This window comes from Pseudomonas sp. WP18 (assembly GCF_036689585.1).
Lineage (GTDB): Bacteria > Pseudomonadota > Gammaproteobacteria > Pseudomonadales > Pseudomonadaceae > Aquipseudomonas > Aquipseudomonas chlororaphis_E.
In genome coordinates this window covers 5,601,558-5,617,553 of record NZ_CP144758.1, presented here as the reverse complement: position 1 = coordinate 5,617,553, position 15,996 = coordinate 5,601,558, and the positions used below count along the sequence as shown (strand labels likewise).

21 protein-coding genes are annotated in these 15,996 nt (G+C 58.3%); 19 read left to right on the top strand and 2 right to left on the bottom strand.

The annotated features are described in order from the left end of the window. Positions 1 to 12: 12 nt before the first annotated feature. From rplE to bfr, 17 genes are all read left to right on the top strand, one after another. Positions 13 to 552 (top strand): 50S ribosomal protein L5, encoded by a 540-nt coding sequence (gene rplE, locus V5F23_RS25055; protein ID WP_003186044.1) that lies wholly within the window; start codon positions 13 to 15, stop codon positions 550 to 552. 13 nt (positions 553 to 565) lie between these two features. Next, complete coding sequence (gene rpsN, locus V5F23_RS25050; protein ID WP_003186042.1) at positions 566 to 871, top strand: 30S ribosomal protein S14; 306 nt, start codon at positions 566 to 568, stop codon at positions 869 to 871. 209 nt (positions 872 to 1,080) lie between these two features. Then, entirely contained in the window at positions 1,081 to 1,473 is a 393-nt protein-coding gene (rpsH, locus tag V5F23_RS25045) for a 30S ribosomal protein S8 (RefSeq protein ID WP_017848802.1), read from the top strand. Positions 1,474 to 1,485: 12 nt separating this feature from the next. Further along, positions 1,486 to 2,019, top strand: coding sequence for a 50S ribosomal protein L6 (rplF, locus tag V5F23_RS25040; protein WP_024077677.1), 534 nt, complete (start codon positions 1,486 to 1,488; stop codon positions 2,017 to 2,019). A 10-nt stretch (positions 2,020 to 2,029) separates the two neighbouring features. After that, on the top strand, positions 2,030 to 2,380 hold the full coding sequence (rplR, locus tag V5F23_RS25035; RefSeq protein WP_003186037.1) for a 50S ribosomal protein L18: 351 nt from the start codon (positions 2,030 to 2,032) through the stop codon (positions 2,378 to 2,380). Positions 2,381 to 2,383: 3 nt separating this feature from the next. Then, complete coding sequence (rpsE, locus tag V5F23_RS25030) at positions 2,384 to 2,884, top strand: 30S ribosomal protein S5 (RefSeq protein WP_003186035.1); 501 nt, start codon at positions 2,384 to 2,386, stop codon at positions 2,882 to 2,884. A 2-nt stretch (positions 2,885 to 2,886) separates the two neighbouring features. Continuing rightward, on the top strand, positions 2,887 to 3,063 hold the full coding sequence (gene rpmD, locus V5F23_RS25025) for a 50S ribosomal protein L30 (protein ID WP_003186033.1): 177 nt from the start codon (positions 2,887 to 2,889) through the stop codon (positions 3,061 to 3,063). A 3-nt stretch (positions 3,064 to 3,066) separates the two neighbouring features. Further along, positions 3,067 to 3,504 (top strand): 50S ribosomal protein L15, encoded by a 438-nt coding sequence (gene rplO, locus V5F23_RS25020; RefSeq protein WP_042729623.1) that lies wholly within the window; start codon positions 3,067 to 3,069, stop codon positions 3,502 to 3,504. Further along, positions 3,505 to 4,833 carry a preprotein translocase subunit SecY gene (gene secY, locus V5F23_RS25015; protein ID WP_003186029.1) on the top strand — a complete coding sequence of 443 codons (1,329 nt, stop codon included), beginning with the start codon at positions 3,505 to 3,507 and terminating at the stop codon, positions 4,831 to 4,833. Between the two features lie 30 nt (positions 4,834 to 4,863). After that, positions 4,864 to 4,980 (top strand): 50S ribosomal protein L36, encoded by a 117-nt coding sequence (rpmJ, locus tag V5F23_RS25010; RefSeq protein ID WP_002555468.1) that lies wholly within the window; start codon positions 4,864 to 4,866, stop codon positions 4,978 to 4,980. Between the two features lie 130 nt (positions 4,981 to 5,110). Next, the gene (rpsM, locus tag V5F23_RS25005) at positions 5,111 to 5,467 is read left to right on the top strand and encodes a 30S ribosomal protein S13 (protein WP_042729624.1); all 357 of its coding nucleotides are present in this window, start codon (positions 5,111 to 5,113) and stop codon (positions 5,465 to 5,467) included. A 30-nt stretch (positions 5,468 to 5,497) separates the two neighbouring features. Beyond that, a complete protein-coding gene (gene rpsK, locus V5F23_RS25000) occupies positions 5,498 to 5,887 on the top strand; it encodes a 30S ribosomal protein S11 (protein WP_002555466.1) in 390 nt (129 codons plus the stop codon). An 18-nt stretch (positions 5,888 to 5,905) separates the two neighbouring features. Continuing rightward, the gene (rpsD, locus tag V5F23_RS24995; protein WP_042729625.1) at positions 5,906 to 6,526 is read left to right on the top strand and encodes a 30S ribosomal protein S4; all 621 of its coding nucleotides are present in this window, start codon (positions 5,906 to 5,908) and stop codon (positions 6,524 to 6,526) included. 22 nt (positions 6,527 to 6,548) lie between these two features. After that, entirely contained in the window at positions 6,549 to 7,550 is a 1,002-nt protein-coding gene (gene rpoA, locus V5F23_RS24990; protein ID WP_003186012.1) for a DNA-directed RNA polymerase subunit alpha, read from the top strand. Between the two features lie 42 nt (positions 7,551 to 7,592). Next, positions 7,593 to 7,979: a 50S ribosomal protein L17 gene (gene rplQ / locus V5F23_RS24985; RefSeq protein WP_003186009.1), complete on the top strand. Its 387-nt coding sequence runs from the start codon at positions 7,593 to 7,595 to the stop codon at positions 7,977 to 7,979. Positions 7,980 to 8,201: 222 nt separating this feature from the next. Continuing rightward, entirely contained in the window at positions 8,202 to 9,656 is a 1,455-nt protein-coding gene (locus V5F23_RS24980; RefSeq protein ID WP_042729626.1) for a catalase, read from the top strand. Positions 9,657 to 9,808: 152 nt separating this feature from the next. Continuing rightward, on the top strand, positions 9,809 to 10,273 hold the full coding sequence (gene bfr / locus V5F23_RS24975; protein ID WP_003176400.1) for a bacterioferritin: 465 nt from the start codon (positions 9,809 to 9,811) through the stop codon (positions 10,271 to 10,273). 108 nt (positions 10,274 to 10,381) lie between these two features. Here bfr and uvrA read toward each other — a convergent pair whose 3' ends face one another. Next, the gene (uvrA, locus tag V5F23_RS24970; RefSeq protein ID WP_042729627.1) at positions 10,382 to 13,216 is read right to left on the bottom strand and encodes an excinuclease ABC subunit UvrA; all 2,835 of its coding nucleotides are present in this window, start codon (positions 13,214 to 13,216) and stop codon (positions 10,382 to 10,384) included. 179 nt (positions 13,217 to 13,395) lie between these two features. Between uvrA and V5F23_RS24965 the strand changes: the two genes are divergently transcribed. Next, the gene (locus V5F23_RS24965; protein WP_042729628.1) at positions 13,396 to 14,793 is read left to right on the top strand and encodes an MFS transporter; all 1,398 of its coding nucleotides are present in this window, start codon (positions 13,396 to 13,398) and stop codon (positions 14,791 to 14,793) included. Between the two features lie 9 nt (positions 14,794 to 14,802). Continuing rightward, complete coding sequence (locus tag V5F23_RS24960) at positions 14,803 to 15,315, top strand: single-stranded DNA-binding protein (RefSeq protein ID WP_042729629.1); 513 nt, start codon at positions 14,803 to 14,805, stop codon at positions 15,313 to 15,315. A 69-nt stretch (positions 15,316 to 15,384) separates the two neighbouring features. On the opposite strand, the gene V5F23_RS24955 is transcribed toward V5F23_RS24960, so the two are convergent. After that, positions 15,385 to 15,942: a cysteine hydrolase family protein gene (locus V5F23_RS24955; protein WP_123579612.1), complete on the bottom strand. Its 558-nt coding sequence runs from the start codon at positions 15,940 to 15,942 to the stop codon at positions 15,385 to 15,387. Between the last annotated feature and the right edge of the window lie 54 nt (positions 15,943 to 15,996).

Here is a 15,996-nt window from a genome sequence, read left to right as displayed (position 1 = left end):
AGGTAGAAGACCATGGCACGACTAAAAGAGATTTACCGGAAGGAAATCGCACCGAAACTTAAGGAAGAACTTAAGCTTTCGAACGTGATGGAAGTTCCGCGCGTTACCAAAATCACCCTGAACATGGGTCTGGGCGAAGCGATCGGCGACAAAAAAGTCATCGAGCACGCTGTTGCCGACCTGGAAAAGATCACCGGTCAGAAAGTCGTTGTGACTTACGCTCGGAAATCCATCGCTGGCTTCAAAGTCCGTGAAGGTTGGCCGATCGGCGTCAAAGTGACCCTGCGCCGTGAGCGTATGTACGAGTTCCTGGATCGTCTGCTGTCGATCTCCCTGCCTCGGGTTCGCGACTTCCGCGGCCTGAATGCCAAGTCCTTCGATGGTCGTGGCAACTACAGCATGGGCGTAAAAGAGCAGATCATTTTCCCGGAAATCGATTACGACAAGATCGACGCTCTCCGCGGTCTGGACATTACCCTGACCACCACTGCTCGGACGGATGACGAAGGTCGCGCACTGCTGCGCGCTTTCAAATTCCCGTTCCGCAACTGATTGGAGTAGGAAAATGGCCAAGAAGAGCATGAAGAACCGTGAGCTGAAGCGTCAGCTCACCGTTGCCAAGTACGCCACCAAGCGTGCAGCGCTGAAAGCGATCATCGTTGATCTGAACGCAAGTCCAGAAGCACGTTGGGAAGCTACCGTAGCCCTGCAGAAGCAGCCACGTGACGCCAGCGCCTCGCGCATGCGTAACCGCTGCCGCCTGACTGGTCGTCCGCACGGCGTGTACCGCAAGTTCGGCCTTGGCCGTAACATGCTGCGTCAAGCTGCAATGCGTGGTGACGTTCCAGGTCTGGTTAAAGCCAGCTGGTAAGCACTGTCAAAGTCTCGGTGTTCGGCGTCTCAGGATCCTGACCACCGGTGGCCTTGAATCTGGATCAAGCCCCTTTTGGGGCTTGATTCATTTCTGGGGTGTGTCTAGAATACCCGGCTCGCCTGAGCCCGTGTTTTTCATGCCCGGAGTTTCTCGGCGACAAGTAGTAGCCGCAAGGCTAATTTTTTTGCATTAGGAGCGTCTAGCCCATGAGTATGCAGGACCCGTTAGCGGACATGCTAACTCGAATCCGTAATGCCCAGATGGCTGAAAAGTCCGTCGTCAGCATGCCGTCTTCCACGTTGAAGGTGGCTGTAGCAAAAGTCCTGAAGGACGAAGGTTACATCGCGGGTTATCAGATCAGCAGCGAAATCAAGCCTCTGCTGTCCATCGAGCTGAAATACTTCGAAGGCCGTCCGGTCATCGAGGAAGTGAAGCGCGTTAGCCGTCCAGGCCTGCGTCAGTACAAGTCCGTTGAGGATCTGCCGAAAGTTCGCGGCGGCCTGGGCGTGTCTATCGTCTCCACCAACAAGGGTGTGATGACTGATCGTGCTGCGCGCGCTGCCGGTGTCGGCGGCGAAGTTCTTTGCACTGTGTTCTAAGGGGGGATAAGCATGTCTCGCGTCGCTAAGAACCCCGTTAAGCTGCCAGCCGGTGTCGAAGTCAAATTCGCAGGCCAACAGCTTTCGGTGAAGGGTGCCAAGGGCACTCTTGAACTGAACATCCATTCGTCCGTTGAGATCGTTGAAGAAGCCGGTGAGCTGCGTTTCGCTGCTCGCAATGGCGATCAACAGACTCGCGCAATGGCTGGTACCACTCGTGCGTTGGTAAACAACATGGTCCAAGGCGTAAGCCAAGGCTTCGAGCGCAAGCTCCAGCTGGTCGGTGTTGGTTACAAAGCGCAAGCAAAAGGCTCGGTTCTGAACCTGGCTCTTGGCTTCTCGCACCCAGTGGATTACGAACTGCCGGAAGGCATCACCGCTGAGACTCCTAGCCAGACCGATATCCTGATCAAGGGCATCGACAAGCAGCTGGTAGGTCAAGTGGCCGCCGAGATCCGCGACTTCCGTCCACCAGAGCCGTACAAAGGCAAAGGTGTGCGCTACGCGGACGAAGTCGTCCGTCGTAAAGAAGCCAAGAAGAAGTAGGGCATAGCAAATGACCGACAAAAAAGTTACTCGACTGCGTCGCGCTCGCAAAGCACGCCTGAAAATGCACGAACTCGAAGTCGTGCGTCTCTGCGTGTTCCGCTCTTCGCAGCACATCTACGCCCAGGTCATTTCGGCCGACGGCAACAAGGTCCTGGCAAGTGCCTCGACTTTGGATAAAGAACTGCGTGATGGCGCCACTGGCAACATCGACGCGGCCACTAAGGTTGGCCAGCTGGTCGCTACGCGTGCTAAAGCCGCTGGCGTCTCGCAGGTGGCTTTCGACCGCTCTGGCTTCAAGTACCACGGCCGCGTCAAGGCGCTGGCTGATGCTGCTCGTGAAGCTGGGCTGGAGTTCTAAGTTATGTCAAATAACGACCAAAAGCGCGACGAAGGCTACATCGAGAAGCTGGTTCAAGTTAACCGCGTAGCCAAAACCGTTAAAGGCGGCCGTATCTTCACCTTCACCGCGTTGACCGTGGTAGGTGATGGTAAAGGCCGTGTTGGCTTCGGCCGTGGCAAGTCGCGTGAAGTGCCTGCTGCGATCCAGAAGGCGATGGAAGCTGCTCGCCGCAACATGATCCAGGTTGATCTGAACGGCACCACCCTGCAGTACGCAATGAAGTCTGCCCATGGCGCTTCGAAGGTGTACATGCAGCCTGCTTCTGAAGGTACCGGTATCATCGCTGGCGGCGCTATGCGTGCTGTCCTCGAAGTTGCTGGCGTTCAGAACGTTCTGGCCAAGTGCTACGGCTCGACAAACCCAGTAAACGTGGTTCACGCCACTTTCAAGGGTCTGAAGGCTATGCAGTCTCCTGAATCCATTGCCGCCAAGCGTGGCAAAAGCGTCAAGGAGATCTTCTGATCATGGCTACCGTAAAAGTTACGCTGATCAAAAGCATGACCGGCCGCATCCCTAACCACAAACTGTGCGTTAAGGGTCTGGGTCTGCGTCGCATCGGTCACACTGTAGAAGTCCTGGATACTCCCGAGAATCGCGGGATGATCAACAAGGCCTACTACATGCTGCGTGTCGAGGGTTAATCGATGAAACTCAATGATCTGAGTCCAGCGCCGGGTTCCCGTCGCGAAAAGCATCGTCCGGGCCGTGGTATCGGTAGTGGTTTGGGCAAGACCGGTGGCCGTGGCCACAAAGGTCAGACCTCCCGCTCCGGTGGCACCATTGCTCCAGGCTTTGAAGGCGGTCAACAGCCGCTGCATCGTCGCCTGCCGAAGTTCGGTTTCGTTTCCCTGAAAGCCATGGACCGCGCTGAAGTGCGTCTGTCCGAGCTGGCCAAAGTGGACGGCGACGTCGTCACCGTGCAGTCCCTGAAGGATGCCAACGTGATCAACCAGAACGTTCAGCGTGTGAAAATCATGCTGTCGGGCGAGGTTGCTCGTGCTGTCACCATCGGAAAGGGAATCGGCGCCACCAAAGGTGCGCGTGCGGCTATCGAAGCAGCTGGCGGCAAGTTCGAGGAATAAATGGCTAAGCAAGGTGCTCTCTCTGCGCTCGGCAAAGGCGGTATGTCTGAACTCTGGGCTCGTCTGCGTTTTCTGTTCCTGGCGATTATCGTCTACCGAATAGGCGCACACATCCCGGTTCCAGGTATCAACCCGGACCGACTCGCGGACCTGTTTCGACAGAATGAGGGGACCATTCTTAGCTTGTTCAACATGTTTTCCGGCGGCGCGCTGGAGCGGATGAGCATCTTTGCACTGGGGATCATGCCGTACATTTCGGCATCGATCATCATGCAGTTGATGAGCGCCGTCAGCCCGCAGCTGGAGCAGTTGAAGAAGGAAGGTGAAGCTGGCCGTCGCAAGATCAGCCAGTACACCCGCTACGGCACTGTCGTCCTCGCTCTCGTTCAAGCCATTGGCATGTCCATCGGCCTGGCGGGGCAGGGCGTTTCGTTCACTGCTGACTTCAGCTTTCATTTCGTTGCGGTAACCACTTTCGTGGCAGGCGCGATGTTCATGATGTGGCTGGGTGAGCAGATTACTGAGCGTGGTGTTGGCAACGGTATCTCGATGTTGATCTTCGCAGGTATCGTCGCCGGTCTTCCGAGAGCGATCGGGCAGTCTTTCGAGTCTGCGCGTCAGGGTGATATCAACATTTTTGCCCTGGTTGCCATCGGTCTGCTGGCAGTAGCGATTATCGGTTTCGTGGTGTTCATTGAGCGTGGTCAGCGTCGCATTGCTGTTCACTACGCCAAGCGTCAGCAAGGCCGCAAGGTGTTTGCTGCGCAGACCAGCCACTTGCCGTTGAAGGTGAACATGGCCGGCGTAATTCCGGCTATTTTCGCGAGCAGCATCCTGCTGTTCCCTGCTTCGTTGGGTGCCTGGTTCGGTCAGTCTGAAGGTATGGGCTGGTTGCAGGACATCTCGCAGTCGATCGCTCCTGGTCAGCCGTTGAATATTCTGCTGTTTAGTGCAGGGATTATTTTCTTCTGCTTCTTCTATACGGCGTTGATGTTCAATCCGAAAGACGTAGCGGAAAACCTGAAGAAGTCCGGTGCCTTTATTCCGGGCATCCGTCCAGGTGAGCAGTCTGCGCGCTACATTGATGGCGTTCTGACTCGCTTGACCATGTTCGGTGCTCTTTACATGACGGCCGTCTGCCTCCTGCCCCAGTTCCTGGTGGTGGCGGCAAACGTACCGTTCTACCTTGGCGGGACCTCGTTGCTGATCGTGGTCGTGGTTGTGATGGACTTCATGTCCCAAGTACAATCGCACCTCGTTTCGCACCAGTACGAATCCCTGATGAAGAAAGCCAACCTGAAGGGCTACGGCAGCGGCATGTTGCGCTGAGTAGCGTCCATAAGGTTCGAGGAGTTGGTGATGAAAGTTCGTGCATCGGTGAAAAAGCTGTGCCGTAACTGCAAGATTATTCGCCGCGAAGGTGTTGTTCGGGTAATTTGCAGCGCGGAACCGCGTCACAAACAGCGCCAAGGCTGAGTGTGATTGTGCTTTAAGCCCGGCAGCTAGTGCGCTGCCGGGTTGATTATTTGTTATTACAGCGATATTATCTCGCGCCCTATTTCTTGGCTTCCGGGGCGTAGGTAGCTGTCAATTGGAGTCCCACTGAATGGCCCGTATTGCAGGCGTCAACATTCCAGATAACAAGCATACTGTTATCTCGCTGACCTACATCTATGGTGTTGGTCGCACTACTGCACAGAAAATTTGTGCAGACGCTGGGGTCAACCCAGCTGCAAAGATCAAGGATCTGAGCGACGAGCAAATTGAACAGCTGCGTGGCGAAGTGGCGAAGTTCACCACTGAAGGTGACCTGCGTCGCGAAATCAACATGAAAATCAAGCGCTTGATGGACCTCGGTTGCTATCGCGGTCTGCGTCATCGTCGTGGTCTGCCAGTACGCGGTCAGCGTACCAAGACCAACGCGCGTACCCGTAAAGGTCCGCGTAAGCCGATCCGCAAGTAATCGCCCCAGCGAATCGACAGGAATTTAATCATGGCAAAACCTGCTGCTCGTCCTCGTAAAAAAGTTAAAAAGACAGTGGTTGATGGCATCGCCCACATCCATGCTTCTTTTAACAACACCATCGTGACCATTACCGACCGTCAAGGTAACGCTCTTTCCTGGGCTACCTCCGGTGGTTCGGGTTTCCGCGGTTCCCGCAAGTCCACCCCGTTCGCTGCTCAAGTAGCTGCTGAGCGTGCTGGTCAAGCTGCGCTGGAATACGGCCTGAAAAACCTCGACGTCAACGTCAAGGGTCCAGGTCCAGGTCGTGAATCCGCAGTCCGCGCTTTGAACGGCTGTGGCTACAAGATCGCCAGCATCACCGACGTGACGCCAATCCCGCACAACGGGTGCCGTCCGCCGAAGAAGCGCCGCGTGTAATCCAGGAGATTGTAAAGAATGGCTCGTTACATTGGTCCAAAATGCAAACTCGCTCGTCGCGAAGGCACCGATCTTTTTCTGAAGAGCGGCGTGCGCGCGATCGAATCGAAGTGCAACATTGAAGCAGCACCTGGTATCCACGGCCAACGCCGCGGTCGCCAGTCCGACTACGGCACCCAACTGCGTGAAAAGCAGAAGGTCCGTCGTATCTACGGCGTTCTCGAGCGTCAATTCAGCGGCTACTACAAAGAAGCTGCTGGCAAGAAAGGCGCAACCGGCGAAAACCTGTTGCAACTGCTCGAATGCCGTCTGGACAACGTCGTATACCGTATGGGCTTCGGTTCTACTCGTGCCGAATCCCGTCAGCTGGTATCGCACAAGTCGATCAGCGTTAACGGCAACACCGTAAACGTTCCGTCCTACCAGGTTCGTGCTGGTGACGTGGTTGCTGTTCGCGAGAAAGCAAAGAACCAACTTCGCATTGTCCAAGCTCTCGATCTGTGTGCCCAACGTGGCCGCGTAGAATGGGTAGAAGTAGACACTGAGAAGAAGTCGGGCGTTTTCAAGAACGTTCCTGCTCGCAGTGATCTGTCCGCCGACATCAACGAAAGCCTGATTGTCGAGCTCTACTCCAAGTAAGGGCTAGAAAATAGGTGCATCCATGCAGATTTCGGTAAATGAGTTCCTGACACCCCGCCATATTGATGTGCAGGTTGTCAGTCCAACCCGCGCCAAGATCACGCTCGAGCCTCTCGAGCGTGGTTTCGGCCACACCCTGGGCAACGCGCTGCGCCGCATCCTGTTGTCCTCAATGCCCGGCTGTGCAGTAGTCGAGGCCGAGATTGACGGTGTGCTCCACGAGTACAGCGCCATCGAAGGTGTACAGGAAGACGTAATTGAAATCCTGTTGAACCTTAAAGGTCTGGCTATCAAGCTGCACGGTCGTGACGAAGTTACGCTGACCTTGTCGAAGAAGGGTTCGGGGGTGGTTACCGCTGCCGATATTCAGCTGGATCATGATGTCGAGATCGTTAACCCCGATCACGTAATCGCTAACCTGGCGTCTAACGGCGCCCTGAACATGAAGCTCACTGTAGCTCGTGGTCGTGGTTATGAACCGGCCGACTCGCGTCAGAGCGATGAAGACGAAAGCCGCAGCATTGGTCGCTTGCAGCTTGACTCTTCGTTCAGCCCGGTTCGCCGTATCGCCTACGTGGTGGAAAACGCCCGTGTCGAGCAGCGTACCAACCTGGACAAGCTGGTTATTGATCTGGAAACCAACGGTACCCTGGATCCTGAAGAGGCCATTCGCCGCGCTGCAACCATCCTGCAACAGCAGTTGGCTGCGTTCGTCGACCTCAAAGGTGACAGTGAGCCAGTGGTTGTCGAGCAGGAAGACGAGATCGATCCGATCCTGCTTCGCCCGGTTGACGATCTGGAACTGACTGTACGTTCGGCTAACTGCCTTAAGGCGGAAAACATCTACTACATCGGCGACCTGATTCAGCGTACCGAAGTAGAGCTGTTGAAGACTCCGAACCTGGGCAAGAAATCCTTGACTGAAATCAAGGACGTTCTGGCCTCCCGCGGTCTGTCCCTCGGCATGCGCCTCGACAACTGGCCGCCTGCAAGTCTTAAGAAGGACGACAAGGCGACTGCCTGATCGTCGTAATCACCGAACGTTGTGTTTGGTAAGGAATGAACCATGCGTCATCGTAAAAGTGGTCGTCACCTGAGCCGCACCAGCTCGCACCGCAAGGCCATGTTCCAAAACATGGCGGTGTCGCTGTTCGAGCACGAGCTGATCAAAACTACACTGCCGAAAGCCAAAGAACTGCGCCGCGTTGCTGAGCCGCTGATCACTCTGGCCAAGACAGATAGCCTGGCTAACCGCCGCCTGGCTTTCGACCGTACTCGTTCGAAAGCTATCGTTGGTAAGCTCTTCAACGACCTGGGCAAGCGTTACGCTACCCGTGAGGGTGGCTACCTGCGCATCCTCAAGTGCGGTTTCCGCGCTGGCGACAACGCGCCTATGGCGTACGTCGAGTTGGTTGATCGTGCTACCAGCGGTGAAGCTGTATCCGCTGAGTAAGACGGCAACATACAAAAAACCGGGCCTTGTGCCCGGTTTTTTGTTGCCTGATGAAAGGTGAAGCACCGCTTCGACTGGCTTCGCTATGGGCAACGTAGTGGCGTTAGATAATAACTATCGATGCCCATGATTTAATGAATTTGGATACTGTCACTAACATGATCAATACTCCTCTCCAGCCGATTAGCCGGCAGTTCGAAGACCGACCTAGGAAGATTGAGCATGAGCCAGATCAAAACGCTTACGACCGCCAGCGGCGCTCCTGTCGCCGATAACCAGAACTCCCGTTCCGCCGGCCCCCGGGGCCCGCTGCTGCTCGACGACTTTCACCTGATCGAGAAGCTCGCTCACTTCAACCGCGAAAACATTCCTGAGCGCCGCGTGCACGCCAAAGGGTCGGGCGCCTACGGCACCTTCACCGTGACCCGCGACATTACCCAGTACACCAGCGCCAAGCTGTTTGAGTCGGTAGGCAAGCAAACCCCCACCTTCCTGCGCTTTTCTACCGTAGGCGGTGAGCGGGGTTCGGCTGACACCGAGCGCGACCCACGCGGCTTCGCCCTGAAGTTCTATACCGAAGAAGGTAACTGGGACATCGTGGGTAACAATACGCCGGTGTTCTTCATTCGTGATCCGCTGAAATTTCCGGATTTCATCCACACCCAGAAACGTCTGCCGCAAAGCAACCTGAAAAGCGCGCAGGCGATGTGGGATTTCTGGTCGCACTCGCCTGAGGCGCTGCACCAGGTCACCATTCTGTTTTCGGACCGTGGCATTCCGGATGGCTATCGGCACATGCACGGCTTCGGTAGTCATACCTACAGCCTGATCAATGCCCAAGGCGAGCGCCACTGGGTCAAGTGGCACTACAAGACTAAACAGGGGATCAAGAACCTCGCGCCGGCCGAAGCGGCACGCCTGGCGGGCACCGACCCGGATTACGCTCAGCGTGACCTGTTCGAGGCTATTGAGCGCGGCGACTTCCCGAAATGGAGTGTCTGCATCCAGATCATGACCGAGGCCCAGGCTGCGGCCCATTACGAGAATCCGTTCGACGTGACCAAGACCTGGTCGCAAAAAGAGTTCCCATTGCTCGAAGTGGGGGAGCTTGAGCTCAATCGCAACCCGCTGAACTACTTTGCTGAAGTCGAGCAAGCGGCGTTCGGGCCAAGCAATATGGTCCCAGGCGTAGGCCTTTCGCCGGATCGCATGCTGCAAGGTCGTGTGTTTGCCTATGCTGATGCGCACCGCTACCGCGTAGGGACCAATCACCAGCAACTGCCGGTGAATGCGCCGCGCAGCCCGGTCAATACTTACCAGCGCGATGGCGCCATGGCGTTTGGCAGCAATGGTGGCGCGGCACCGAACTACGAGCCCAACAGCTACGTGGAAGCGCCGAAGCAGGCTCCGCGTTATGCGGAACCGGCGCTGGCCCTCAGTGGCGCGGCCGATCGTTACGATCATCGCGAAGATACCGATTACTACAGCCACGCCGGGGCGTTGTTCCGCCTGATGAACGATGAGCAGAAAGCCCTGCTGATCAGCAATATCGCCGGTGCCATGGCGGGTGTGTCGGCAGATGTGGTCGATCGCCAGCTGCAGCATTTCTTCAAGGCGGATGCCGCTTATGGAGAAGGTATCGCAAAAGCGTTGGGTGTACAGCTTAACGAAGTCTAAACGAGAAGCAGAACCGCCCGCATTAGGGCGGTTTTTGCGTTATTTAGCCCGGTTTTCTCGGATTTTCTTCACTTTTATTGCGATAGAACCGTGACCTTGGAGTCAGCTTGGTTCAAACTACAGCCTTTAAAAGCTTGTGGAGATGTAGGGCGATGCAAGGTCACCCGGACGTAATCGATTACCTCAACACGCTGCTGACAGGTGAACTGGCAGCCCGTGATCAATATTTCATCCATTCGCGGATGTACGAGGATTGGGGTTTTACCGAGCTCTACGAACGTATCAACCATGAAATGGAAGAAGAAGCCCAGCACGCCGATGCGTTGATGCGTCGGATCCTGATGCTCGAAGGCACGCCGCGCATGCGTCCGGACGATCTGGACGTCGGCACCACGGTGCCCGACATGCTCGCAGCCGACCTGCGGCTCGAATACAAGGTTCGTGCGGCGCTGTGCAAGGGCATTGAGCTGTGCGAGCAGCACAACGACTACGTGACCCGCGAGATCCTGCGTGTCCAGCTCAATGACACAGAGGAAGACCATACCTACTGGCTTGAGAAGCAGTTGGGTTTGATCAAGTTGATCGGTTTGGAGAATTACCTGCAGTCGCAGTTCTGATTGCCGGGTACCGGAGGCAGAGCGTCACTGGATACATTCCCATGCGGAGCATGAAAAAGCCCCTGTCATCGGTGAGATGACAGGGGCTTTTTCATGCCCGGGCCTTGATCACTCCCGATCACGTTCCAGCAGAGGCTTGAGGTAGTAGCCGGTGTGGGACTGCTTCATCTCGGCCACTTGCTCAGGCGTACCCACCGCGATGATCTGGCCGCCCTTGGAGCCGCCCTCCGGCCCGAGGTCCACCAGCCAGTCCGCCGTCTTGATCACGTCCAGGTTGTGCTCGATCACCACCACGGTGTTGCCGTGGTCGCGGAGTCGATGCAGCACGTCGAGCAGTTGCTGGATATCGGCGAAGTGCAGCCCCGTGGTCGGCTCGTCGAGGATGTACAGGGTCTTGCCGGTGTCGCGCTTGGACAGCTCGCGAGACAGCTTGACCCGTTGGGCTTCACCGCCGGACAAGGTCGTCGCCGACTGCCCGAGCTTGATGTATGACAGACCGACGTCCATCAGCGTCTGGAGCTTGCGCGCCAGTGCCGGCACCGCGTCGAAGAACGCCCGGGCTTCCTCGATGGTCATTTCGAGGGTTTCGTGGATGTTCTTGCCCTTGTACTTGATCTCCAGGGTTTCGCGGTTGTAGCGCTTGCTCTTGCACACGTCGCAAGGCACGTAGATGTCCGGCAGGAAGTGCATTTCCACCTTGATCAGGCCATCGCCCTGGCAGGCTTCGCAGCGTCCACCCTTGACGTTGAACGAGAATCGCCCCGGGCCATAACCCCGCGAACGGGACTCCGGTACACCGGCGAACAGCTCGCGAATGGGCGTGAACAAGCCTGTGTAGGTCGCCGGGTTGGAGCGTGGCGTACGACCGATGGGGCTCTGGTCGATGTCGACGACCTTGTCCAGGTGCTCCAGCCCCTTGATGCTGTCGTGGGCAGCGGCTTCGAGGGTGGTGGCACCGTTCAGCGCCGTGGCGCTGAGGGGGAACAGGGTGTTGTTGATCAGCGTCGATTTGCCGGAGCCGGACACCCCGGTCACGCAGGTCAGCAGGCCAATCGGGATTTCCAGGTCGACGTTGCGCAAGTTGTTGCCGCGCGCGCCCTTGAGGGTCAGCGACAGCTTCTTGTTACGTGGCGTGCGCTTGGCCGGGACCTTGATCTTCACCCGGCCCGAAAGGTACTTGCCGGTCAGGGAGTCGGGATGCGCCATGACCTCGGCAGCCGTGCCCTGAGCAACGATATGCCCGCCGTGCACGCCCGCGCCGGGACCAATGTCCACGACGTAGTCGGCCAGGCGAATGGCGTCTTCATCGTGTTCGACCACGATCACCGTGTTACCGATGTCCCGCAGGTGTTTGAGGGTGCCGAGCAGTCGGTCGTTGTCCCGCTGGTGCAGGCCGATGGACGGCTCGTCGAGGATGTACATGACCCCCACCAGACCGGCCCCGATCTGGCTCGCCAGGCGGATACGCTGGGCTTCGCCGCCGGACAGGGTGTCCGCACTGCGATCGAGGGTCAGGTAGTCCAGCCCCACGTTCACCAGGAACTGCAGGCGCTCGCTGATTTCCTTGAGGATCTTGTCGGCGATTTCGCCACGGCGGCCGGTGAGCTTCAAGCCGGCGAAGTAATCGGTGGCATCGCCGATCGGCAGGTTGGTGACCGCCGGCAAGGTTTTCTCACCGACCCACACGTGCCGCGCCTCGCGCCGCAAGCGGGTACCACGGCAGTCGGGGCAAGGCTGGGTGCTGAGGAACTTAGCCAGTTCCTCGCGCACGCTGGCCGACTCGGTTTCGCGGTAGCGCCGCTCCAGGTTAGGCACGATGCCTTCGAACGGGTGGGAGCGCTTGACGATATCGCCACGGTCGTTGAGGTACTTGAAGTCCACGCTTTGCGAGCCGCTGCCGTGCAGGATGTACTTCTGCTGGTCGGCAGGCAGTTCGTTGAACGGCTTGTCCAGACTGAACTTGTAGTGGGCCGCCAGCGAGCCGAGCATCTGGAAGTAATAGACGTTGCGCCTGTCCCAGCCACGGATCGCCCCTTCGGCCAGGGTCAGTTCGCCGTTGACCAGACGCTTGGTGTCGAAGAACTGCTTGACCCCCAGGCCATCGCAGGTCGGGCAGGCGCCGGCCGGGTTGTTGAAGGAGAACAGCTTGGGTTCCAGCTCGCTGATGGCGTGGCCGCAGATCGGGCAGGCAAAGCGCGCGGAGAAGATGATCTCTTCACCGGGCTCGTCGTCCATCGGCGCCACCAGGGCGATCCCGTCGGCCAGCTTCAACGCGGTCTCGAAGGACTCGGCCAGGCGCTGTTGCAGGTCGGCCCGGACCTTGAAGCGGTCGACCACCACGTCGATCGAATGCTTCTTCTGTTTGTCCAGCTTGGGCAGCTCGTCCAGTTCGCACAGCTTGCCGTTGACCCGGGCCCGCACGAAACCCTGGGCGCGCAGTTCTTCGAACACCAGCAGGTGTTCGCCCTTGCGCTCGCGCACCACCGGGGCCAGCAGCATCAGCTTGCTGCCTTCGGGCTGGGCCAGCACCAGGTCGACCATTTGGCTGACGGTTTGGGCTTCCAGGGGAATGTCGTGGTCCGGGCACCGGGGAATACCGACCCGCGCATACAGCAGGCGCAGGTAGTCGTAGATCTCGGTGATGGTACCGACCGTGGACCGCGGGTTATGGGAGGTGGATTTCTGCTCGATGGAAATCGCCGGCGACAGCCCTTCGATGGTGTCGACGTCGGGTTTTTCCATCATCGACAGGAACTGCCGGGCGTAGGCCGACAGGGATTCGACATAGCGTCGCTGGCCTTCGGCGTACAGGGTGTCGAAGGCCAGGGATGATTTGCCGGATCCGGACAGGCCGGTGATGACGATCAGCTTGTCCCGTGGCAGGGTCAGGTCGATGTTCTTCAGGTTGTGGGTACGGGCCCCACGAATCAGGATCTTGTCCAAAGTGGCCTCGCTCGGCGGGCGTCGAAAACGTAGGAGTATACGGGCAAATACTGGATGGATGCACACTATCGGAAGTGAGTTTTACGCCATACATGAAGACTGCGCGGCAAACCGTCGCCATATACCCCCTCAATCGATGGGACTGGTAGAATCGCCGCCGGTTCACATGAGGTTTTTCCATGCACGATCCCCACAGCGAACGCATGAGTGGCGGCGAGACCCGCGCAGCAAGCGGCCTTGCCCTGGTGTTCGCCTTTCGCATGCTGGGCATGTTCATGGTGTTGCCGGTGCTGGCGACCTATGGCATGGACCTGGCGGGCGCGACCCCAGCCCTCATCGGGCTGGCGATTGGCGCCTATGGCCTGACCCAGGCGATTTTCCAGATCCCGTTCGGGATCATTTCCGACCGCATTGGCCGGCGTCCGGTGATTTACCTGGGGTTGATCGTCTTCGCCCTCGGCAGTGTGCTGGCGGCCGGCGCCGATTCGATCTGGGGCGTGATCGCCGGACGGATCCTGCAAGGCGCCGGGGCGATTTCGGCGGCCGTCATGGCATTGCTATCGGACCTGACCCGCGAACAGCATCGGACCAAGGCCATGGCCATGATCGGCATGACGATCGGCCTGTCGTTCGCCGTCGCGATGGTCGTGGGGCCGTTGCTGACCCGGGCGTTTGGCCTGTCGGGCCTGTTCCTGGCCACCGGCGGCATGGCGTTGTTGGGCATCCTGATCGTCGCCTTCATGGTGCCGCGAGCCACCGGGCCGTTGCAGCACCGTGAATCCGGGGTGGCGCGCCAGGCGCTGATCCCGACGCTCAAGCACCCGGACCTGTTGCGCCTGGACCTGGGTATTTTCGTGCTCCACGCCATGCTAATGTCCAGCTTCGTGGCCTTGCCGCTGGCGCTGGTCGAGAAGGCCGGCTTGCCCAAGGAACAGCATTGGTGGGTCTATCTCACGGCGCTGCTGATTTCGTTTTTCGCGATGATCCCGTTCATCATCTACGGCGAGAAGCGACGCAAAATGAAACGAGTTTTACTCGGTGCCGTCCTGACGCTGATGCTCACTGAGCTATTCTTCTGGCAGTTCGGCGACAGCCTGCGGGCGCTGGTGATCGGTACGGTGGTGTTCTTCACCGCGTTCAATCTGTTGGAAGCGTCGCTGCCGTCGCTGATCAGCAAGGTTTCACCGGCCGGTGGCAAAGGCACGGCCATGGGGGTCTATTCCACCAGCCAGTTCCTCGGTTCGGCGTTGGGCGGGATTCTCGGCGGTTGGCTGTTCCAGCACGGCGGTTTGTCGGTTGTCTTCCTGGGATGTGCCGCACTGGCTGCACTTTGGCTGGTCTTTGCTGTTACCATGCGCGAACCTCCGTATGTGACGAGCCTGCGCTTGCCGTTGTCGCCCGAAGCCATCCGCGAAGCAGGCCTGACCGAGCGCCTCAAGGCCGTCGTTGGAGTAACCGATGCAGTGGTGGTCGCCGACGAAGCGGCCGTTTACATCAAACTGGACACCGAATTATTGGATCGTGCGACGCTCGAGCGCCTGGTGAACAACCCGGCCCCGACCACGTGCGAAGCCTAGGAGAACGTTATGGCCCGTGGGGTTAACAAAGTCATATTGGTCGGTACTTGCGGCCAGGATCCCGAAGTTCGCTACCTGCCGAACGGCAACGCCGTGACCAACCTGAGTCTGGCGACCAGCGAACAGTGGACCGACAAGCAGACCGGCCAGAAGGTCGAGAAGACCGAATGGCACCGCGTGTCGATGTTCGGCAAAGTGGCGGAGATCGCCGGCGAATACCTGCGCAAGGGTTCGCAGGTGTATATCGAAGGCAAGCTGCAGACCCGCGAGTGGGAAAAAGACGGCATCAAGCGCTACACCACCGAAATCGTGGTGGACATGCAAGGCACCATGCAACTGCTGGGCGGCCGTCCACAGGGTGACCAGCAAGGTGGCAACAACTACCAGCAGTCGGCCCCCCGTCAGCAGGCACCTCGCCCACAGGCGGCGCCACAGCCACAACGCGAGCGTCCAGCCCCGCAACAGGCCGCGCCGCAACCGGCCCCGGATTTCGACAGCTTCGACGACGATATTCCGTTCTAAGCGGCTGTCCGCTAAAAACAAGACCGCGCTTCGGTTTCCCGAAGCGCGGTTTTTTATGACCGCAGGTTTTCAGGAGTGGCTACCCGTCAGGAATTGCTCCGTGCTCACCACGTTCGCATAGGCAAAGCCCAGCGCTGCCATGAACGCTGCGTGCACCTGGGCGGCGGGCACGACGACGCCGTTGAATTCCAGGTCCAGGGTCGCGCAGGCGTCGTGGATCACCGTAACGCCGTAGCCCAGGTCTGCCGCAGCCCGGGCGGCACCATCGATGCACATATGGCTCATGCTGCCGACGATGACCAGTTGTTCGATGCCGTCGCGTTCGAGGATGGCCTTCAGTTCGGTGTCGCGAAACGCGTTGACGAAATGCTTGAGCACCACCGGTTCATCGTCGCGATTGCGTACCTTGGGGTGCAGTTGAGCACCTTCGGAGCCCGGGGTGAAGAACGGCGCCTCCTCGGAGGTGAATTCGTGGCGGATGTGCACCACGCGGTCCCCGCTCCGGCGAAAGGCTTCGATCAGCCGTGCGGCTTTGTCGGCGGCGCTGTCGGCACCGACCAATGGCCATTTTCCCTGGGGGAAGTAGTCGTTCTGGATATCGACTACGATGAGCGCTTGCTTGGACATGAGGATTTCCTTGGATCAATGAGGGGTGAAGCCAGTATTGGCGTTTGCCGTCGA